This window comes from Blautia sp. St.27G3, assembly GCF_059728505.1.
In genome coordinates, this window is sequence record NZ_BAAGFO010000002.1 from 603,821 (window position 1) to 623,148 (window position 19,328).

14 protein-coding genes and 1 riboswitch are annotated in these 19,328 nt (G+C 47.2%); of the genes, 4 read left to right on the forward strand and 10 right to left on the reverse strand.

Going from position 1 to position 19,328, the window contains the following annotated elements; genetic code table 11:
* Positions 1 to 24 precede the first annotated feature (24 nt).
* A complete protein-coding gene (locus tag AC6I2O_RS12425) occupies positions 25 to 1,335 on the reverse strand; it encodes an ABC transporter substrate-binding protein (RefSeq protein ID WP_497742802.1) in 1,311 nt (436 codons plus the stop codon).
* 213 nt (positions 1,336 to 1,548) lie between these two features.
* Positions 1,549 to 3,165, reverse strand: a complete 1,617-nt coding sequence (locus AC6I2O_RS12430; RefSeq protein ID WP_497742803.1) for a carboxylesterase/lipase family protein — start codon at positions 3,163 to 3,165, stop codon at positions 1,549 to 1,551.
* A gap of 439 nt (positions 3,166 to 3,604) precedes the next feature.
* Between AC6I2O_RS12430 and tnpC the strand changes: the two genes are divergently transcribed.
* Positions 3,605 to 5,041, forward strand: a complete 1,437-nt coding sequence (tnpC, locus tag AC6I2O_RS12435) for an IS66 family transposase (protein WP_497741574.1) — start codon at positions 3,605 to 3,607, stop codon at positions 5,039 to 5,041.
* Positions 5,042 to 5,287: 246 nt separating this feature from the next.
* Here the strand turns inward: tnpC and nifJ are convergent, their stop codons facing one another.
* The 8 genes from nifJ to AC6I2O_RS12475 form a co-directional block, all read right to left on the reverse strand.
* Positions 5,288 to 8,818: a pyruvate:ferredoxin (flavodoxin) oxidoreductase gene (gene nifJ / locus AC6I2O_RS12440; protein WP_120391795.1), complete on the reverse strand. Its 3,531-nt coding sequence runs from the start codon at positions 8,816 to 8,818 to the stop codon at positions 5,288 to 5,290.
* A gap of 219 nt (positions 8,819 to 9,037) precedes the next feature.
* A complete protein-coding gene (locus tag AC6I2O_RS12445) occupies positions 9,038 to 9,376 on the reverse strand; it encodes a CGGC domain-containing protein (RefSeq protein WP_120391796.1) in 339 nt (112 codons plus the stop codon).
* Positions 9,354 to 10,157 (reverse strand): ABC transporter ATP-binding protein, encoded by an 804-nt coding sequence (locus AC6I2O_RS12450; protein ID WP_497742804.1) that lies wholly within the window; start codon positions 10,155 to 10,157, stop codon positions 9,354 to 9,356. Before AC6I2O_RS12450 ends, AC6I2O_RS12445 begins: the two co-directional genes overlap by 23 nt.
* Positions 10,154 to 11,230: a FecCD family ABC transporter permease gene (locus AC6I2O_RS12455; protein ID WP_497742805.1), complete on the reverse strand. Its 1,077-nt coding sequence runs from the start codon at positions 11,228 to 11,230 to the stop codon at positions 10,154 to 10,156. The genes AC6I2O_RS12450 and AC6I2O_RS12455 overlap by 4 nt, the downstream gene beginning before the upstream one ends.
* Before the next feature lie 14 nt (positions 11,231 to 11,244).
* The gene (locus AC6I2O_RS12460; protein ID WP_120391987.1) at positions 11,245 to 12,264 is read right to left on the reverse strand and encodes an ABC transporter substrate-binding protein; all 1,020 of its coding nucleotides are present in this window, start codon (positions 12,262 to 12,264) and stop codon (positions 11,245 to 11,247) included.
* Between the two features lie 125 nt (positions 12,265 to 12,389).
* Positions 12,390 to 12,597, reverse strand: a riboswitch (cobalamin riboswitch).
* A gap of 69 nt (positions 12,598 to 12,666) precedes the next feature.
* Complete coding sequence (locus tag AC6I2O_RS12465) at positions 12,667 to 13,134, reverse strand: DUF1284 domain-containing protein (RefSeq protein WP_120391799.1); 468 nt, start codon at positions 13,132 to 13,134, stop codon at positions 12,667 to 12,669.
* Between the two features lie 16 nt (positions 13,135 to 13,150).
* A complete protein-coding gene (locus tag AC6I2O_RS12470; RefSeq protein WP_497742806.1) occupies positions 13,151 to 13,699 on the reverse strand; it encodes a biotin transporter BioY in 549 nt (182 codons plus the stop codon).
* Between the two features lie 135 nt (positions 13,700 to 13,834).
* Complete coding sequence (locus AC6I2O_RS12475; RefSeq protein WP_497742807.1) at positions 13,835 to 15,238, reverse strand: MATE family efflux transporter; 1,404 nt, start codon at positions 15,236 to 15,238, stop codon at positions 13,835 to 13,837.
* Positions 15,239 to 15,458: 220 nt separating this feature from the next.
* On the opposite strand from AC6I2O_RS12475, the gene AC6I2O_RS12480 reads away from it, so the two are divergent.
* The 3 genes from AC6I2O_RS12480 (at position 15,459) to nagA (ending at position 19,213) form a co-directional block, all read left to right on the forward strand.
* Positions 15,459 to 17,096 (forward strand): ABC-F family ATP-binding cassette domain-containing protein, encoded by a 1,638-nt coding sequence (locus AC6I2O_RS12480; protein WP_120391801.1) that lies wholly within the window; start codon positions 15,459 to 15,461, stop codon positions 17,094 to 17,096.
* A 218-nt stretch (positions 17,097 to 17,314) separates the two neighbouring features.
* Positions 17,315 to 18,052, forward strand: a complete 738-nt coding sequence (gene nagB, locus AC6I2O_RS12485; protein ID WP_120391802.1) for a glucosamine-6-phosphate deaminase — start codon at positions 17,315 to 17,317, stop codon at positions 18,050 to 18,052.
* A gap of 12 nt (positions 18,053 to 18,064) precedes the next feature.
* Complete coding sequence (nagA, locus tag AC6I2O_RS12490) at positions 18,065 to 19,213, forward strand: N-acetylglucosamine-6-phosphate deacetylase (RefSeq protein WP_120391803.1); 1,149 nt, start codon at positions 18,065 to 18,067, stop codon at positions 19,211 to 19,213.
* Positions 19,214 to 19,328 lie beyond the last annotated feature (115 nt).

Below are 19,328 nucleotides of genomic sequence, written 5' to 3' on the forward strand. Positions count from 1 at the left end.
TATTTTACTCTGTTTAGAATCTTGTTATTGCGCCTGCTCCCATTTCACTTCATCTAAAATCTCTTCTTTGCGCATCTCAATCGCTTCATCAAGCTCATTCAGAAACTCTTTTATGCCATAATTTTTGTCCTGTCCGAGAATCAGCCGGAAAAGCCCCTGGTCTCTTACCTCATACACACTGTCCGGTACTGCCATCATCTCCAGCACAAACTCCTTTTTCTCCAGCCGCTCTACAAACTCCCTTGCAAAAGACAGATCACCATTTCCTCCCTTGATGCAGGAATAAGCTCCGGTTTTTTCCGTATAATCATTCATTACATCCTCTGACAGAAGATATTCCAGAAAAACCTGCGCTGCCTCCGGGTGCTCACATGATGCAGATAAGGCAATGACAGAATCCAGTTTTACAAACACCTGCGGCGCGTCTCCGCTAAAAGTCGGAAACGGAATAAATACCAGACGAATATCCGGATTCTGTTTTTTGATCGCAGAATAAGCCCAGTTTCCCTGAAGAAACATCCATGCATCCCCTCCCGCGAACGCACTGACCGCTTCATCATATCCGGTCTCCCAGGAACGCTCCTGACCATACTTTCTCAGTTCCAGATACATTTCCAACGATTTTCCAAAACCTTCATTTTCACAGAGTCCCTGTGTTCCATTCGCAGCCATGCAGTAAGCGTCTTTCCTGCTTCCCCACTCAACCGTATAGACTGCATCCCAGCCCTGATGCAGCGTCCACACATCCTTGTCCGGAAAAACCATGGCCGGTTCCCCTCTGGCTTTGATTTTTTCCAGCAACACATGCAGTTCTTCATAGTTTTCCGGGACCTCATAGCCGGCTTCTTCCATCAGATCACAGTTCAAAAACAGCCCGCGAAAATTCACTGACAGCGGAATCATATAAACAGCCCCGTTTACTGTCAGATATGGCTCATAACCTTCCATCAGCCGATCCACAAGCCCCGTATCATCCAGAGCTGCAAGATATCCTCCCTGCGCATACTGCCGGACACTTTCGCCAGAAGAAGCAATCATCTCAACAATATCCGGAAATTCTCCATTAAGCGCCCGCATCTTTAAATCTACATCCGGATTCGGCACGACCACAGTGTGAACCTGAACCTCATCCTGGGATTGATTAAACTTCTCTACGATGTCTTCAAAAATATGTATTGTCTCTCTCTTTCGCAGATAAAAGGACAATTTCACAGGTTCTGCGCTTTGTTGTTCCCTCTGTCTTTCCCTCAGCGTTTTTCTGCTCAGAAACATACCAAGAAGCACGATTCCTGCCGCCAACACAACAAACCATTTGCCCAGTTTCCTCTTTTCCATGCAACCGCCTCCCTAATTTCAATTATAAAACCTTTTAGGAAATTGTGAAACACTATTTCAAAAACAGAATCATGATTAAAATATACAAAATAAGGGATGACTAGGAAGCCTTTTTCTGAATACCAAACGCAGACAGGCCGCGGAGTATTTTCCTCCGCGGCAGCCGCCAATTATACATGCAGATACCCTCACCCGGGCTCTGCCTTCTGTTTTTTATTTCTGCATCGCTTCCTGAAGCTCTTTGTCAAAGGAAACTCGCTCGCCACTCTCTGTGTCAAATACCATAGTTGCCTCGCTGTCTGCTGTATAGGCGCTCCATGCGGGTACATTTTCTCCGTTCGGATCACCAGTTCTTGCAAAGTTCACCCATGCGCTGCACATTTCATCCTGCAATTTGTATGCTTCCGGCGTATTGCCATAGGAAGCGCCCACGCCGAGCAGATCCAGATTGTGGAATATAAACGGAATCTCACCGCAATGCCACAGGCTTACACCACCCTCGATCGGCGGCTCGTAGGAAACCAGATAAATGTAGTTTGCATCAGCGCCAGCCTCAATTCTTGTATTTACAACCTCGAATGCCGCACGGCGTTTGCTGTCGTCTACATAGTATGCATTTGCATCTTTTTTCTCCGGCCATGCCTGACGGAATGCTTCCAGAACGCTCTCTGCCTTCTCGCCAAATTTCTCTTCCAGTTTGGTGCTTACTTCTTCCTCCGTCCAGTCATTTTTATTTACAGCGTTCGGGTCCACCTCAGAGAACGAATTGCTCTCTCCAAATGTACTTCCGATCATAAGCGGAACGTCGTTTGTCCACTCCTGCAGACCGCCGTCCAGAGGAGCTGCCGGAAGATAATCGCCATCAATTACCGGCACCCAGCTTCCGCCTGTGCCAAGCTCATCTTTTACTCTCTTCTGTGCCTCTGAAGCCGCTGCATCCAGGGCATCATACGGAACATCCTTCAGCTGATCCACCTGATCTCCGGTCAGTCCGAGATTCTCCAGTGTATAAGCTGCAACAAGCTGTGCTGCTTCCTGAGACTGATAAGAGGTGTTGGTACTCTGAACAACCGCACGGTCAAAGAGTCCTTCTGCCTCCGGTGTCATCATCATGCTCATTACCTTACGTCCGCCACCGGACTGTCCGAAGATTGTTACATTTTCCGGATCACCACCGAAATTCGCGATATTTTCCTGAACCCATTTCAGGGAAGCCACGAGATCTCCAATACCTGCATTTCCTGAATATTTATACTCCTCGCCATACTGGGACAGATCAAGGTAACCCAGTACGTTCAGACGATGATTCACGGTTACGACTACCACATCGCCATACTCACTCAGGTTCTTTCCGTCATATGCCACACCCTCAATCGCAGAACCATTTGTAAATCCGCCGCCATGGAACCATACCATAACAGGTTTTTTTGCCTCCGGATCAACGCTCTGTGTCCAGATATTCAAATTCTGGCAGTTTTCATTCTGCGCCCAGTAACGATGCGGAATCAGGAAATCTCCGCCATCCGGACTCGTCATTTTCGTAATCGGTGCAGTCGGTCCATAAACGAGACAGTTCAGCACGTCGTCCCATGCATCCGGAGCTTCCGGCATCTGGAATCTCTCTGCCTTTGCATAAGGAATACCACGGAATGTGTACGTACCCTCATCAATAAAACCGCGAACCTTTCCATACGCTGTGTCTACCACACCCTCTGTCTTGCTGACTACTACACTGCCCTGCGCCTCAGTAGTTTCTGCTGCCATTACGGATACAGCCGATGACGCTGCCAAAGCTGCGCTTAACATGATACAAACCAGTTTCTTTTTCATTTGGTTTCCCCCTTTAGTTTTGTTATGTTCATTTTAATTAAAAATCCAGAGGAAAACTATCATTTTTCCGACATATTGACTATCACTTTTTTGACATTTTGTAACTATTCAGCACCCCGTTTAGTGCATATTGATTTTTGGTCAAAACAGAGAAAATAAAATTTCTGTTTTACCATTACTTTATCACGAAAAGTGGATAACTTTTCAATATAACTGCCAAGTGCTTTTGGCCTGTGGATTATGGCATCATCAATCCTTGATCACAGCCTAATAATGGACTATTTGTCAATTTTATCCGAGAGTTATCGGCAGTTAATCTCTGATTTTTTCTGGTTATCCACCGTCATTTTGACAGTACACCAAAACGATATGATTCGCTTTTTGGCTCATTTTCCGTTAAAATAGAAGTATCAAATTTTATCGGAAGAAGGTGGTCCGGTTGACAAACGATGAACTGATTAAACAGTTATTACAACAAAATGAAGCATTATCAACAACTATCGCTGCTCAGACTCAGTTGATTGCCCAACTCAATCAGACCATACAGGAACTGAAGGAACAGCTTAACAAGAATTCCAAAAACAGTTCCAAACCGCCATCCAGCGATGGCTTTAAAAAGCCTGCCCCAAAGAGTCTCCGGAAGCCATCCGGGAAAAAAGCTGGCGGGCAGAGCGGACACCAGGGAACACATCTGGCGGTGATAACAGCTCCGGACGAAATCGTCAGGCATATGCCATCCTCATGCGGAGGATGTCCGCACTATCAGATGTGTAAAGGCACCGCATGCATCGCAGAAAAACGCCATGTGATTGATGCGGTTGTTACAGTCAATGTAACAGAACATCAGGCACTGGAACTTCCAATCTGTATGCTGCATGGGGACACCCGCAGAGGAGAATTCCCTTCTGATGTAAAAGCAACCGTACAATATGGTGAAAACCTGCAGGCACTATCTGTCGCATTAAACACCGTGGGTGCAGTCAGCATCAAACGCACTCATGAGATTCTTTCCGGAGTATTTAACATTCCGATTGCAACAGGAACGATCAGCAGCATGGTAAAAAGATGCGCTGACAGCCTGAGTGAAACAGTCGGTAAGATAAAGGATAAGATGATCGGTTCCTCACTTGGACATTTCGATGAAACCGGAACCAGAGTGGATAAAAAGCTCTGGTGGGTTCATGATGCCTCAAACTGTGAATATACCTATCTTGATATCAGTCCCAAACGTGGGACCGAAGGCATGGAGCAATGCGGTGTTCTCCCAGAATTCAGAGGGATTGCCATGCATGACTGCTGGGCTTCCTACTGGAACTACTTGGATATACGGCATGCAGTCTGCTGTGCCCATCTACTCCGTGAGCTGACAGGGATAAATGAAAATCATCCTGACCAGAAATGGACATCTGCGTTTATAAACCTTTTACTGGAAATGAAAAAGGTCAAAGAGAAAGCGATAGAGAAAGGCAAGGACTCTCTGAGCTATTATCACTATCATAAGTTCGATAAGAAGTATGATGAACTCCTCGAACTGGCAAGGAAAGAAAATCCTCTTCTGGAAACCACAGAGAAAAAACGTGGACGGAAGAAAAAGGGAAAAATCCTTGCCTTGGTAGAACGCCTTGCGAATCACAAGGCCTCGGTCTGCCTTTTTATCCATAACTTCATGGTTCCGTTTGATAACAACCAGGCAGAGCGTGATCTTCGGATGATAAAGGTTAAGACCAAAGTATCCGGCTGCTTCCGAACTGAAGAAGGCGCCAGAGATTATCTGAAAATCATGTCCTACGTTGGTACGGCACATAAGCAGGGATACAATGCTTACGAAGCAATCAAAAATGCAATTTCAGGCCACCCTAATTTCATCTTTGAATAGTGTTGGCTCTGAATAGTTACGACATTTTACTAAATGCACGATTAAAAATAAGGACCGACATAAAAACACAAATGCCAGCCCTTATTCTTGAAAACTTTACTAAAAATGTTGTGATCCCATAAGAAATTCAGGAGTCACGCCTCCTTGGACTTCCACGAGAATGTTCTTACACTTTGTTAAAAAGACTGGGGGCTAATATGCCCCCAGCCCTCTATTCATCTGCTGTTATCTGACGCTCAGCACTGTTTACTCATTTCCGTACAGAGTAACCAGCTTGTTCAGATACTCATATCTTTCCTTGTTGAACTGTGCGTTCTTTGCAAACAGCTTCTCAGCTCTTTCCGGATTTGCTCTCTTCAGAGAGTTGTAACGAACTTCGCCGTCAAGGAATGCCATCAGGTCCTCGCTCGGAGCCTTGGAATCCAGTGTGAACTTGGACTCTGCTGCCGGGTTGAAGCGGAACAGATGCCAGTATCCTGACTTAACTGCCAGTTCTTCCTCTGTCTGAGCCTTGCTCATACCCTTCTTGATACCATGGTTGATACACGGAGCGTAAGCAATGATCAGTGACGGTCCCGGATAAGCCTCTGCCTCTGCGATTGCCTTAACGGTCTGATTGTAGTCAGCACCCATAGCAATCTGAGCAACGTATACGTAGCCGTAGCTCATTGCGATAGAAGCCATATCTTTCTTCTTAACCTCTTTACCGCCAGCTGCGAACTGTGCAACAGCACCCGGCTGTGTGGACTTGGAAGCCTGTCCGCCTGTGTTGGAGTAAACCTCGGTATCAAATACCATGATGTTGATATCCTGGCCGCTTGCAAGTACATGGTCAACGCCGCCGAAACCGATGTCGTATGCCCATCCGTCACCGCCAAAGATCCACTGTGACTTCTTGCCAAGGTAATCTTTATTCTTCAGAATCTCTTTGGAAGCTTCGCATCCGCAGTTCTCAAGAGCTGCGATCAGCTTGTCGGTAGCTGTGCCGTTTGTAGCACCTACTCCGTAGGTATCCAGCCAGCCCTGAGCTGCTTCCTTCACGTCTGCCGGAGCATTTTCATTTGCAACGAGTGCTTCCACTTTTGCCTTCAGACCGCCTCTGATTGCGTTCTGTGCAAGGAGCATACCATAACCGAACTCAGCGTTATCCTCGAACAGGGAGTTGGACCATGCCGGACCCTGACCCTTTTCGTTTACTGTGTACGGTGTGGACGGTGAAGAGTTACCCCAGATAGAGGAACATCCTGTTGCATTTGCGATGAACATTCTGTCACCGAACAGCTGTGTGATCAGTTTTGCGTACGGAGTCTCGCCGCAGCCTGCACATGCGCCTGAGAACTCAAGCAGCGGCTGTTTGAACTGAGATCCCTTTACGGTATTCTCTTTGAATTTCTCTACTACGTCAGCTTTTGCCGGAAGCTCTACTGCATAATCAAAATACTTCTGAGCTTCTACGTTTGCTTCCATATTTTCCATAGCAAGTGCCTTTGCACCCTTCTTGCCCGGGCAGACATTTGCACAGGAACCACATCCCGTACAATCGAGAGCAGATACTACGATAGCAAACTTGTAATCAGCCATACCTGTCATCGGCAGAGTCTTCAGTCCTTCCGGAGCTGCAGCTACTTCTGCTTCTGTCATTGCAACCGGACGGATAACTGCATGCGGGCAAACGTATGCACAACGGTTACACTGGATACAGTTTTCCGGATTCCATACCGGGATATCTACTGCGATACCACGTTTCTCGTATGCTGCAGAACCTGACGGTGTTGTGCCATCTACATAATCCTTGAATGCAGATACCGGGAGGTTGTTACCTTCCTGAGCATTTACTGCATGCTGAATGTTGTTTACGAAATCAACAACATCCTGTCTCTTTCCTGCGACATCCTTTGCGATGATGTCCTCTGCTTCCGCGTTCTTCCAGCTTTCCGGAACCTGAATCTCAACAACCTGCTTAGCGCCAGCGTCGATTGCATCGTAGTTCATCTGAACGATCGCATCACCCTTACGTCCGTAAGTAGCCTTTGCAGCAGCCTTCATGAGTTCGATTGCCTGCTCCTCCGGAATGATGTTTGCAAGCTTAAAGAATGCAGACTGAAGAACGGTATTGATACGTCCGCCAAGTCCGATTTCCTTACCGATCTTGATACCGTCGATTACATAGAATTTGATGTTGTGGTCAGCGATGAATTTCTTCACCTGGCCCGGAAGGTGATGCTCAAGACCTTCCATATCCCACGGACAGTTCAGAAGGAACGTACCGCCGTCTACCAGCTCCTGTACCATATTGTACTTACGTACATAGGACGGATTGTGGCATGCTACGAAGTTTGCTTTGTGGATCAGGTATGTGGACTTGATCGGAAGCTTACCGAAACGAAGGTGGGACATCGTAACGCCGCCGGACTTCTTGGAGTCATAGTCAAAGTATGCCTGTGCATACATATCTGTATTATCACCAATGATCTTGATGGAGTTCTTGTTTGCACCTACGGTACCGTCTGCGCCAAGACCCCAGAACTTGCAGTTGATCGTACCTTCCGGTGTGGTAACGAGCGGAGCGCCCAGTTCCAGAGAAAGGTTTGTCACGTCATCTACAATACCGATCGTGAATTTTTCTTTTGTTGTGTTGTTGTATACAGCAACGATCTGTGCCGGTGTCGTATCTTTGGAACCAAGTCCGTAACGTCCTGTAAAGATCGGTGTATCGTTGAATTTGCTGCCCTTCAGAGCTGCAACAACGTCAAGGTAAAGCGGCTCGCCAAGTGCGCCCGGCTCTTTTGTTCTGTCAAGAACTGTGATCTGCTTAACTGTCTCCGGAATAGCTGCAATCAGTGCTTCTGCGCTGAACGGTCTGTAAAGACGAACTTTCACAACGCCGACCTTCTCGCCTGCTGCCATCAGGTAGTCGATTGTCTCTTCGATTGTATCACAGACAGAACCCATAGCGATGATAACCTTCTCAGCATCAGCAGCGCCATAGTAGTTGAACAGCTTGTAATCCGTACCAATCTTAGCGTTTACTTTGTCCATATACTCCTGAACGATTGCCGGCATAGCATCGTAGTACGGGTTGATTGCTTCTCTTGCCTGGAAGAAGATATCCGGGTTCTGTGCAGAACCTCTCTGACACGGATGGTTCGGATTCAGGCACTGATCTCTCCATGCCTGCAGTGCATCCATATCTGTCATCTCTTTCAGATCTTCATAATCCCATGTCTCGATCTTCTGGATCTCGTGGGAAGTACGGAAACCATCAAAGAAGTTGATGAACGGAAGACGTCCCTTGATTGCAGAAAGATGAGCAACCGGTGTCAGGTCCATAACCTCCTGTACGCTGGATTCACACAGCATACATGCGCCAGTCTGACGGCATGCATAAACGTCAGAGTGGTCACCGAAAATAGAAAGTGCATGGCTTGCAAGAGCACGAGCAGATACGTTGAATACACCCGGAAGTCTCTCACCAGCTACCTTGTAAAGGTTCGGGATCATCAGAAGGAGACCCTGTGACGCGGTATATGTAGTCGTCAGTGCTCCTGCTGCAAGAGATCCGTGTACGGTACCGGCAGCACCTGCCTCTGACTGCATCTCTGTAACCTGTACAGTCTGTCCGAACATGTTAAGACGGCCCTGTGTTGCCCATTCGTCTGTGGCTTCAGCCATAACGGATGACGGGGTAATCGGGAAAATAGCGGCAACGTCTGTAAATGCATAGGAAGCATGTGCTGCTGCATGATTACCATCCATGGTCTTCATTTTTCTTGCCATTTTGAAAATTCCTCCTTATTTTTTTGAGTCCATATACTCATTATTACTTCTCATACGGATTCAATTCTAGCACATATACCGATATTTGTCCATTTCAGACATCCTGTTTTTCCTGTTTTTTTTGTTTTTTTCTTCATACAAATGCAGGCGTTTCCGCCTGCATTGTGGCTTCTCACAAATAAAACGGAAGTATGCCATGCATACTCCCGCAATCCCGCTTCAGTGCGTCCCTCTCACCACTTCAATCCCGTGCGCACCCAGCCATTCTCCAATTTGTGTCATAACCGGACATTCCTCTGCGTCTTTACTTTTCGTGCACACGCCAAAGTGAACCACTTCGGTTCCTTCCGAAACGAGCCTTTCCAGCTTCTCTTTCAGCCCTGCGCTGTTTTGCGGCATATTGCCGCATCCATTGCATCTTGCAAAGGCGGTCAGCACTACTTCTTCCTCCTGATAAACCGTAAACTTTCCGGTTTTGGTTGCCCAGGCTTTCATACATGCTGCTCCTGCACATACCTCATTAGCCTTCAGGCAATTAAACATTGCTACTTTCTTCATTGTCCTCCCTCATTTTTCTGTAAGTAGGATGATAAAGAATATGTATTTCCCCTTTTTCATCTTTGATTACATCCGCATCAACTTCATAGACCTCTTTGATAAATTCCGGCGTCAGCACTTCCTCCGGCGTTCCGCTCTTTATTATTAATCCATTTTCCACCACCAGAAGCCGGTCGCAGTACATCGCTGCTATATTCAGATCGTGAATCGCTGCAATCACCGTCAGATTCAGCCCTTTTACAATATTCATAAGCTGAAGCTGATATTTGATATCCAGATGGTTTGTCGGCTCATCCAGAATGAGGCAAGGTGTTTTCTGCGCCAGCGCCCGGGCCAGAATAATTCTCTGCTGCTCTCCGCCTGACAGAGTAGAAAAGGAACGGTCTTCAAACGCACTCATCCCCACCGTTTTCAGAGCTGCCCGGACAATCTGATAATCTTCGGCGCTGTCCCTTTCCATTGCCCGTTTATGTGGTGCGCGGCCCATCAGAACCACTTCACGGACAGAAAATTCAAAATTGTAATAATTATGCTGCGCCACAACTGCCATCTTCTTGGCAGAATCACGCACCGCATAAGACTTCAGCGGTTTGCCATCCAGCAAAACAGCCCCTTTACTCGGCTGCAGGACCCGGTAAATACATTTCAGCAGTGTGCTTTTTCCGCTTCCATTGGGCCCGATCACCCCCACAAACTCTTTTTTTCCCACATGGAGGTCAATCCCTTTCAGGATTTTCGCATTTCCCAGAGACAGCTCCACCTTCTTAGTCTCAATCTTCATGAATCACCGCCTCCGAATCCGTAGCGTTTTCGAACCATCAGGTAAATAAAACAGGGAGCTCCAATCATAGAGGTCAGAAGCCCCACCGGCAATTCCATTCCGGGAAGGATAATACGGCAGAGCACATCCGCCCAAATCAGGAAAATTGCTCCGATCAGCGCGCAAATCGGCAGTATCTTTTTATGATCCGTGCCAAATACCATTCGGACCAGATGGGGGATAATCAGTCCCACAAACCCGATGGTACCGGAGGAATACACGACAAATCCCACAACCGCAGCCGAAACCAGCAGATAAACCTGACGAAGCCTGTGCAGGTCGGTTCCCAGTGTGATTGCCGTCTCATCTCCCAAAAGCATCAGATTTAAGTTGCGGTACTGACTCCAGAAAAACAGCAATGCCAGAACCACAATAGGGAAAACCACTGCAATGTTTTCCCAGCTTGCCCCCGCAAAGCTGCCCATCAGCCAGAACGTTACATTTTTCAGCGCATCGTTATCGCTGCTAAAATATACCACAAAGCTTGAAAAAGAACTGCACACAGAACTTAAGGCCATTCCTCCCAGAAGAAGCTTGACAGACGTTGCCCTTCCTCCGATATTCGCCAGCGCAACAACGGCGATGGAAATTCCGAATGCGCCCAGAAAGGCCATCACGCCCACATAGTTCGATCCGAATCTCGCTCCGACTCCCAGGAGAATCGCAACTGTGGCTCCAAGAGACGCGCCTGAGGAAATGCCCAGCGTATACGGCTCCGCCAGCGGATTTTTCACAACCGCCTGCATAATGACGCCACATACAGCCAATCCCATCCCTACTGCCATGGACAGCATCAGCCTGGGCAAACGAATAAAGCATACGACGTCGTATATTTTTCCGCTTCCGTACACAGAAGCATCTCCTATGCCAAATAGCTGATACAGAATGACTCCGTACACATCCCGAAAAGGGATGCGCACAGAGCCAAAAGTTACTGCAAGCAGTACAGACAAAATCAGCAGTATCAGCAAAACAATCATAGTCATCACATAACCTGGCGTCTTTTTAATCAGACCTGCTTTTTTGTCGTTCATATCCTTATTCATCCTTACTCCGTATAAAGCTCCGGATAAAGAGCTTTTCCGATCTCATTCAGTCCGTTGATTGTACGTACGCCGCTGGTGTAAACATCGGAAAGATCAATGGCATATACAGCTCCGTTCTGTACGGCCTTCAGGCTTGCATAGCCCTGATCGCCTGTCAGGTTCTCTGTTTTTGTCTCGTCACCGATCACAAAAATCACATCCGGGTCAAGATTAATAAGATCCTCAGCGCCGAGATCTCCTGCCGCATCCAGCAGCTCTGCGCCCATTTCTGTTATCATATTTCCTGCAAGCGTCGTCTTGTCATAATTCCAGATAGAATCCTTCATAAATTCCACAACCAGAACTTTTTTCTTTTCCTGTCCTTCGGTAGCCTCCGTAACACGCGCCACCTCATCTTTCATTTCGTCAACGATTTCCTGCGCCTTATCCTCCACGTCAAAAATCCTACCAATGGTCAGGATATCGGTATATTCATTTTCCAGAGTACGATTTTCACTGATATCATTGGAATTCAGTGCCATGTAGGTATGGATTCCATTTTCATGCCAGTAATCCACGTCGCCGATGGTTTTGTCCGAAAAAGAGGATTTCCAGCCCAGAATGAAATCCGGTTCCATCATAATCGCATATTCCTTGCTCATTGCCGCATTGGTATCCACAAACTCATTGTATTCCTTTCCGGACGCGACCTTATCAAACTCCTCCTGAAGCTCTGGAAGAACGCTCTCTTTGCTGACTCCTACCGCGCAGATAATCCGGTCTCCCAGGCCAAGCGCCAACATCGTCTCCAGGGAATTCTGCCAGAAGGTCAGAACCCTCTCCGGTGCCTTTTCAAACGTTTCCTCTACCGGCTCCTTCGCATAATTGAAGGTGGATACCGTCAGCGGATAATTTGCCGACACTTCTGCTGCTTCTGTCAATACTTCTGTTTCTCCTTCTGCCCTGACCACCGCACCTGTGCCGGTAACCAGTGACGCTGCCATGCCCACGCACAGCAATAAACTTACTGCTCTTTTCTTCATTTTTCCTCCATGTTCCCTTCCCGGAACGCAGATAAGCCTTTTGAACACAAAAAGTAAAGTGCCGCCTGACACTTTATCCTTAATATCCTCTAAGCTATTCCAGTGCAATATCTTTGGCGGGAAGATTTGACTGTCGCTGCAAAGCAGGTTTCCTGACTCTACCTCCTGGCAATTCCGCCTTCTCATGCTCGCACACAATGGCTGACTCACGTCATGGAATATGCCGCGTAATTACAGTGACCCGATCGTGCAGGAATCTCACCTGACTTCCCTTTTAAATCTACTGTTCCACATCTATGCGGAATGTAAATCACTTTGCTGCATCTTTTATATTGTTTACTTTTTTAACATAACACGGGCAACAATTTCTGTCAATAAATACCACATGGATTTTTACACTTTTTAGAAGCATTCCCTGAACTTTTTCTGCCACAGCACAAAGCTGCACAGTCCCTGCTTGCGCCAGTCGCATTTTCCGCAGGAAGCATCGAACACTTCCTCCGTCATATGTGACAGCACAATCTCTTTCAGTTCACTGCGACTGTACGTTTTTCCACAACACAGTCCCAACCGTTCTATTAAATCAGCATCCTTTTTTGACGTCCGATGTTCATGTTCACAGTAACGGTTAAAAAGAAACTCCATATCCGATTCCGGCTTCTCTCCCCTGCTTCCCTTTTCTTTTGGCACAGCAGGCTCAAGATTTGGGCAATGCGTACAGACCTCATCCGGAGAAGCCAACGGCCGGATTTCCTCTTCTGTCGTTTTGATTCGTTCTATTACTTCTGTCATATGAGCACAAAACTCTTCGCTATAGCCATGCCCCTGATACATGGGAATACACAGCAGATGATGCGCACGAAGTTCCATAATTCTTTCTCCCCTTTTATGCCATCTGTGCACCGGCACTTTTCAGACCTGCCCGGACAGCTTTGGCCGCTATGTAAGCCCCTGCCAGAGAAGCAACATCTTTTACCAGATACGGCACGGAAGCCACAAAAAACGCTTCCTTCCATCCCATTCCGGTGACAAGCGAAAACTGAATCACTCCGAACAAATGGCAGGCTGCAAGACCTAGCACGGAAAGTACACACAGCCATACATAATTTTTCTTTTCATATCCAAATGCACACAGCGCAACCATCGGCAGAAATCCCCAAATATACCCTCCGGCGGGACTTGTGGCAAACCCGATTCCGCCCGAAAAACCAGCGAACACCGGAACCCCTACAGCTCCCAATAAAATATACACTGCCGTGGAGATCAGACCATATCTCCATCCCAGCACATACCCCGCCAAAGCCATTGCAAACGTCTGCATGGTTACCGGTACGCCTGACGGAAGCGGAAACTGAATCTGCGACATCACTGCCATCACTGCTGCCATCATCCCCGCAAGCACAACCTTCTGTGTAGACAATTTTTTATTCTCCATAGCATCCTCCTCTTTCGTCAACTTTTTCTCTTCTTTAGTTGACATTTTTCATTCTACACAAACACCAGTTGTTTGTCAACTATTTTGTTTTACAAGTTAACATTTTTGTTTTTTAGAATCCACCAGCCTTCTCCATCATGCTGTGTGCATATTGTTCCGTATCAACCGCTTTTTCACGTACAAATAACAGAGCAAATGTACCGATTCTGTAACAAGCCACGAAACCGGATACGACCAGTACAATACAGAAAGCGTTCTGTTTGCCGCAAATACTGTATAAATCCAGACCACACGGAGTAAACAGGACCCAACCATCGAAACAACCATAGGCATCACCGATTCCCCCATTCCCCTGAGCATCCCTGAAAAAACATCCATAATTCCACAGAGGAAGTAGGTCGTCACAATAATTTCGATTCTGGCAATTCCGTATTCAATTGCCGATTCATTGCCTGGAAGGTAGATGTTCAGAAGCGGATTTGCAAAATGCTTCACGATCGCCCCCAGTACAAGTCCGGTTGCCGTTACCATAATAAGGCAGTTGAAAAATACTTTGTTAATCCGGTCATACTTTCTTCCGCCAACATTCTGACCGGTAAACGTCTGGGCCGCCTGATAAAAAGAATTCATTGCTATGTAAATAAAACCTTCTATATTGCTGGACGCAGAATTTCCAGCCACCGCCAGCTCCCCGAAACTGTTGACCGACGACTGAATCAATACATTGGAAAGTGAAAAGATCGTTGACTGTATTCCCGCAGGCACCCCAATCCGCGCAATCCGCACAAGCTTGTTTTTGGAAATCCGAATTTTTTTCCATTCAAGCCGGATGCATTCCTCCATCCGGGCCATATGCCGCAAAATCAGCAGCGCTGAAATCATCTGTGAAACTACCGTGGCAATGGCCACGCCCGCCACATCAAGATGAAATCCAGCCACCAGGATCACATTCAGCACAACATTTACAATCCCGCCGGTAATCAGATAATACAACGGCCGTTTCGTATCTCCGAGGGAACGCATGATCGCACTTCCAAAATTGTAAACCGACATGGCAGGAATACCGAGGAAATAGATTTTCAGATACAGGGTTGCCTGTCCGATGATATTTTCCGGTGTGTCCATCAGCTCCAACAAAATCGGACTGAAAACAAAGCCCAGTGTTCCGCTGACAAACCCGCCTGCTATGCTGAGCGCCACCGATGTATGAATCGTATCCTTTACCTGATTCAACTCTGACGCACCATAATAAAAGGCTACCGCCACCGCCGAGCCGATGGACAGCCCCACCAGCAGATTAACCAGCAGATTAATCAATGCACTGTTGGAACCAACTGCCGCCAGCGCATTGCTTCCGGCAAACCGTCCCACTACAATAATATCTGCTGCATTAAACAAAAGCTGCAAAATCCCTGAAAGCATAATCGGAATCGTAAACTTTATGATTTTCCCCGCCAGAGGGCCATGCAGCATATCAATTGTCTGTTCTTTCTCCCGTTTCTTTTTTGATTCCTTTGTCATGGCTTTGGATTTCATCATAATCCACCCTTCTTTTCTCTTAAATTTACCAGTTCTTTTCACCATTATTGCTTCTTCTTTCCTTGAAAGACAGCGCACACTGTCCGCGCGAATATCTTATCTCAACTTATCTCCGAATACAAGTAAACTCTTGCCCTATTTTTCCCTTGCTTTTTTCGATTTTTTCAGTAAAATAAGAGACAGTGCAATATAATAACAGCAATATAAATGAGGGTAAAATATGATTAGTGCAAACAATGTAACTCTGCGAATCGGAAAAAAAGCTCTGTTTGAAGATGTAAATATCAAATTTACTGAAGGCAACTGCTACGGCCTGATCGGTGCCAACGGAGCCGGAAAATCAACGTTCCTGAAAATCCTTTCCGGAAAGCTCGAAACTTCAAAAGGCGACGTGTCCATGACGCCTGGTCAGCGTCTCTCCGTTTTGGAACAGGATCATTTTAAATACGATGAGTATCCGGTACTCGACACGGTTATCATGGGCAACCAGCGTCTCTATGATATTATGAAGGAAAAGGACGCCATCTACGCCAAAGAGGATTTTTCTGATGAGGACGGAATCCGCGCCAGCGAACTCGAAGGCGAATTTGCCGAGATGAACGGCTGGGAGGCGGAATCTGACGCCGCCACTTTGCTCAACGGCCTCGGAATCGACCCGTCCTTCCACTATATGCTGATGAAAGATCTCGACGGTAATCAGAAGGTGAAGGTACTCCTTGCGCGCGCCCTGTTCGGTAATCCTGATATTCTTCTGCTTGACGAGCCGACCAACCACCTGGATCTCGAAGCCATCAACTGGCTGGAAGAATTCCTGATCAATTTTGACAACACAGTCATCGTCGTTTCTCATGACCGTTATTTCCTGAACAAAGTCTGTACACAGATTGCAGATATCGACTACGGCAAAATTCAGCTTTACGCCGGAAACTATGATTTCTGGTATGAGTCTAGCCAGCTTCTGATCAAGCAGATGAAAGAAGCCAACAAAAAGAAAGAAGAAAAGATCAAGGAGCTGCAGGAGTTCATCTCCCGTTTCTCCGCGAACGCTTCCAAATCCAAGCAGGCGACCTCCAGAAAACGTGCGCTTGAGAAAATCCAGCTTGACGAGATTAAACCATCCAGCCGGAAATATCCGTACATTGATTTCCGTCCAAACCGTGAAATCGGAAACGAAGTGCTCAAGGTTGAAAATCTTTCCAAGACCATCGACGGCGTAAAAGTACTGGACAATATCACCTTCACCCTGGGACACGATGACAAGGTAGCCTTTATCGGCGGCAACGAGCTTGCAAAGACCACCTTCTTCCAGATTCTCATGGGTGAAATCGAGCCCGATGAAGGCACCTACAAGTGGGGTGTTACCACCTCCCAGGCTTATTTCCCGAAGGACAGCACAAAAGAGTTTGACAATGACCTGATCATCGTTGACTGGCTGACTCAGTTCTCTGAGATTAAGGATGCCACCTATGTCCGCGGCTTCCTTGGCCGTATGCTCTTTGCCGGTGATGACGGTGTCAAAAAGCTCAAAGTACTCTCCGGAGGCGAGCGCGTACGTTGCCTGCTCTCCAAGATGATGATTTCCGGTGCAAACGTCCTTCTGTTGGATGAACCGACCAACCATCTGGACATGGAATCCATCACTGCCCTGAACAACGGCATGATCAAATTTCCGGGGGTACTGCTTTTCTCCTCCCGCGACCATCAGATTGTTCAGACAACAGCCAACCGGATTATGGAATTCCTGCCGAACGGTAAAATGATCGACAAGATTACAACGTATGATGAATACCTTGAAAGTGATGAAATGGCCCGCAAGAGACAGGTCTACACCACGGAAGGCAAACCAGAGGACAACTGACACGAAAGCTACGAGCCGTGCAGAACATAGAAATCGGCCTCCCGCGCCATGCTTGCATGGAAGCGGGAGGCCGATTTCTATGTTCTATAGGGCGACAGCCCGTCCCCTAAGACCTTCAATTCCTCTATTGAAACCAAACATCCACTTATGTTATAGTATTTTTGTGCAAAGCCCTGGCTTTGCAAATACACCATTAAACCATCGGGGGATATTATTTTATGAAAATTTTAAAAGCCAAAGATTACAGCGATCTCAGCCGCAAGGCAGCTAACCTTATTTCTGCACAGATTCTCATGAAGCCTCATTGTGTACTCGGCCTTGCGACCGGTTCAACGCCGATCGGTACTTACAAGCAGCTGGTTGACGCATACAATCAGGGGGATCTCGATTTTTCCGAAGTCACAACCGTGAATCTTGACGAATACAAAGGACTTCCGAAAGAAAATGATCAGAGCTATTACTATTTCATGAATGATCATCTATTCAGCAAAGTAAATATTGACAAAAGCCGCACCTTTCTGCCGGACGGTACGGAAGAAGACAGCGACAAGGCCTGCCGCCAGTACAATGATATCATCCACTCCCTGGGTGGTGTAGATCTTCAGCTTCTCGGCCTTGGACATAACGGCCATATCGGTTTCAATGAACCGGGAACTGCTTTCGAGAAAGAGACACACTGTGTTACACTGTCCGAGCGCACCATTAAAGCCAACATGCGTTTCTTTGTATCAGAAAATGACGTACCGCGTCAGGCTTATACCATGGGAATCAAGACCATTATGTCTGCGCACAAAATCGTTGTGGTTGTATCCGGCGCAGATAAAGCTGACATCGTAAAAGAAGCCTTTTTCGGTCCTGTAACACCACAGGTACCGGCTTCCATCCTTCAGCTTCACAACGACGTTACCGTTGTCGCAGATGAGGCTGCGCTTTCCAAATGTACAGAACTGATCTAAAGGAGTATCAATATGGCGCAAAAAACGAAAATCATAAACGGGTTAGCCTTTCAGGCAGACGGAAGCTTTGCAGCAAATACCGTTTATCTGTCGCATAACCGCATCCTCTCAGAATGCGAATACAATGCGCTCGCCGCAGAAGAATGTACGTTTGACGCCTGCGGAGCTTATGTCATCCCGGGCCTTACCGATATTCATTTCCACGGATGTATGGGAGCTGACTGCTGCGACGGTACGCAGGAAGCCTTTCGGACAATCGCCGAATACCAGCTGCGCCATGGCATTACCTCCATCACACCCGCTACCATGACCATGCCGGAAGAGACGCTTTTGGCCATCTGCCAAACTGCAAAAGACTTCGACTGCGAAAACGGAGCGGATTTTTGCGGTCTTTACATGGAAGGCCCTTTTATCAGCACCGCAAAAAAAGGCGCGCAGAATGAACACTATATCCGCACCGCAGACAGCGCGATGCTCGGCCGCCTGCAACATATTTCCGGAAATAAAATCCGTACAGTCGTCGTTGCACCAGAAACAGAAGGCGCACTTGACTTCATCAAAAAAAATGCCGGGGAAACCAATATTTCCCTGGCACACACTGTGGCGGACTACGACACTGCAAAAGAGGCACTCTCCTGTGGTGCCAGTCAATTGACTCACCTTTACAACGCCATGCCGCCCTTTTCACACCGCGCGCCTGGTCCAATCGGCGCGGCAGCAGATCATGAAACATGTATGGTGGAGCTGATCTGCGACGGTGTCCATATACATCCGTCTGCCGTCCGCACCACATTTAAGATTTTCGGCGATGACCGCATTATCCTCATCAGTGACAGTATGCGCGCCACAGGTATGAAAAACGGCACTTACGACCTTGGCGGACAGACCGTACACGTAAATGGAAACCTTGCCGTATTGGAAGACGGCACACTGGCTGGGTCCGTTACCAATCTGATGGACTGTGTCCGCACCGCTGTCAAAGAAATGAAAATCCCTCTCGCAAGCGTCATCAAATGCGCTGCCACAAATCCAGTGCGCGCAATCGGATTATCTGATGATTATGGCACACTGGAGCCAGGGAAATATGCAAACATCGTCCTGCTTGATCAGAACCTGGAAATCCGCCAGATCTGGCATCGGGGCAGGGCTATCGCACCTTAATTTTTCCTGCAAGTAGCAAGCATCATTAATTTGCGCGGAGTTACAAAATGTTTCGTTTGTTCGAAACTACAAAACGCTGCTCAAAATCAAACCTGGGGGAATCAATCCAAAAGTA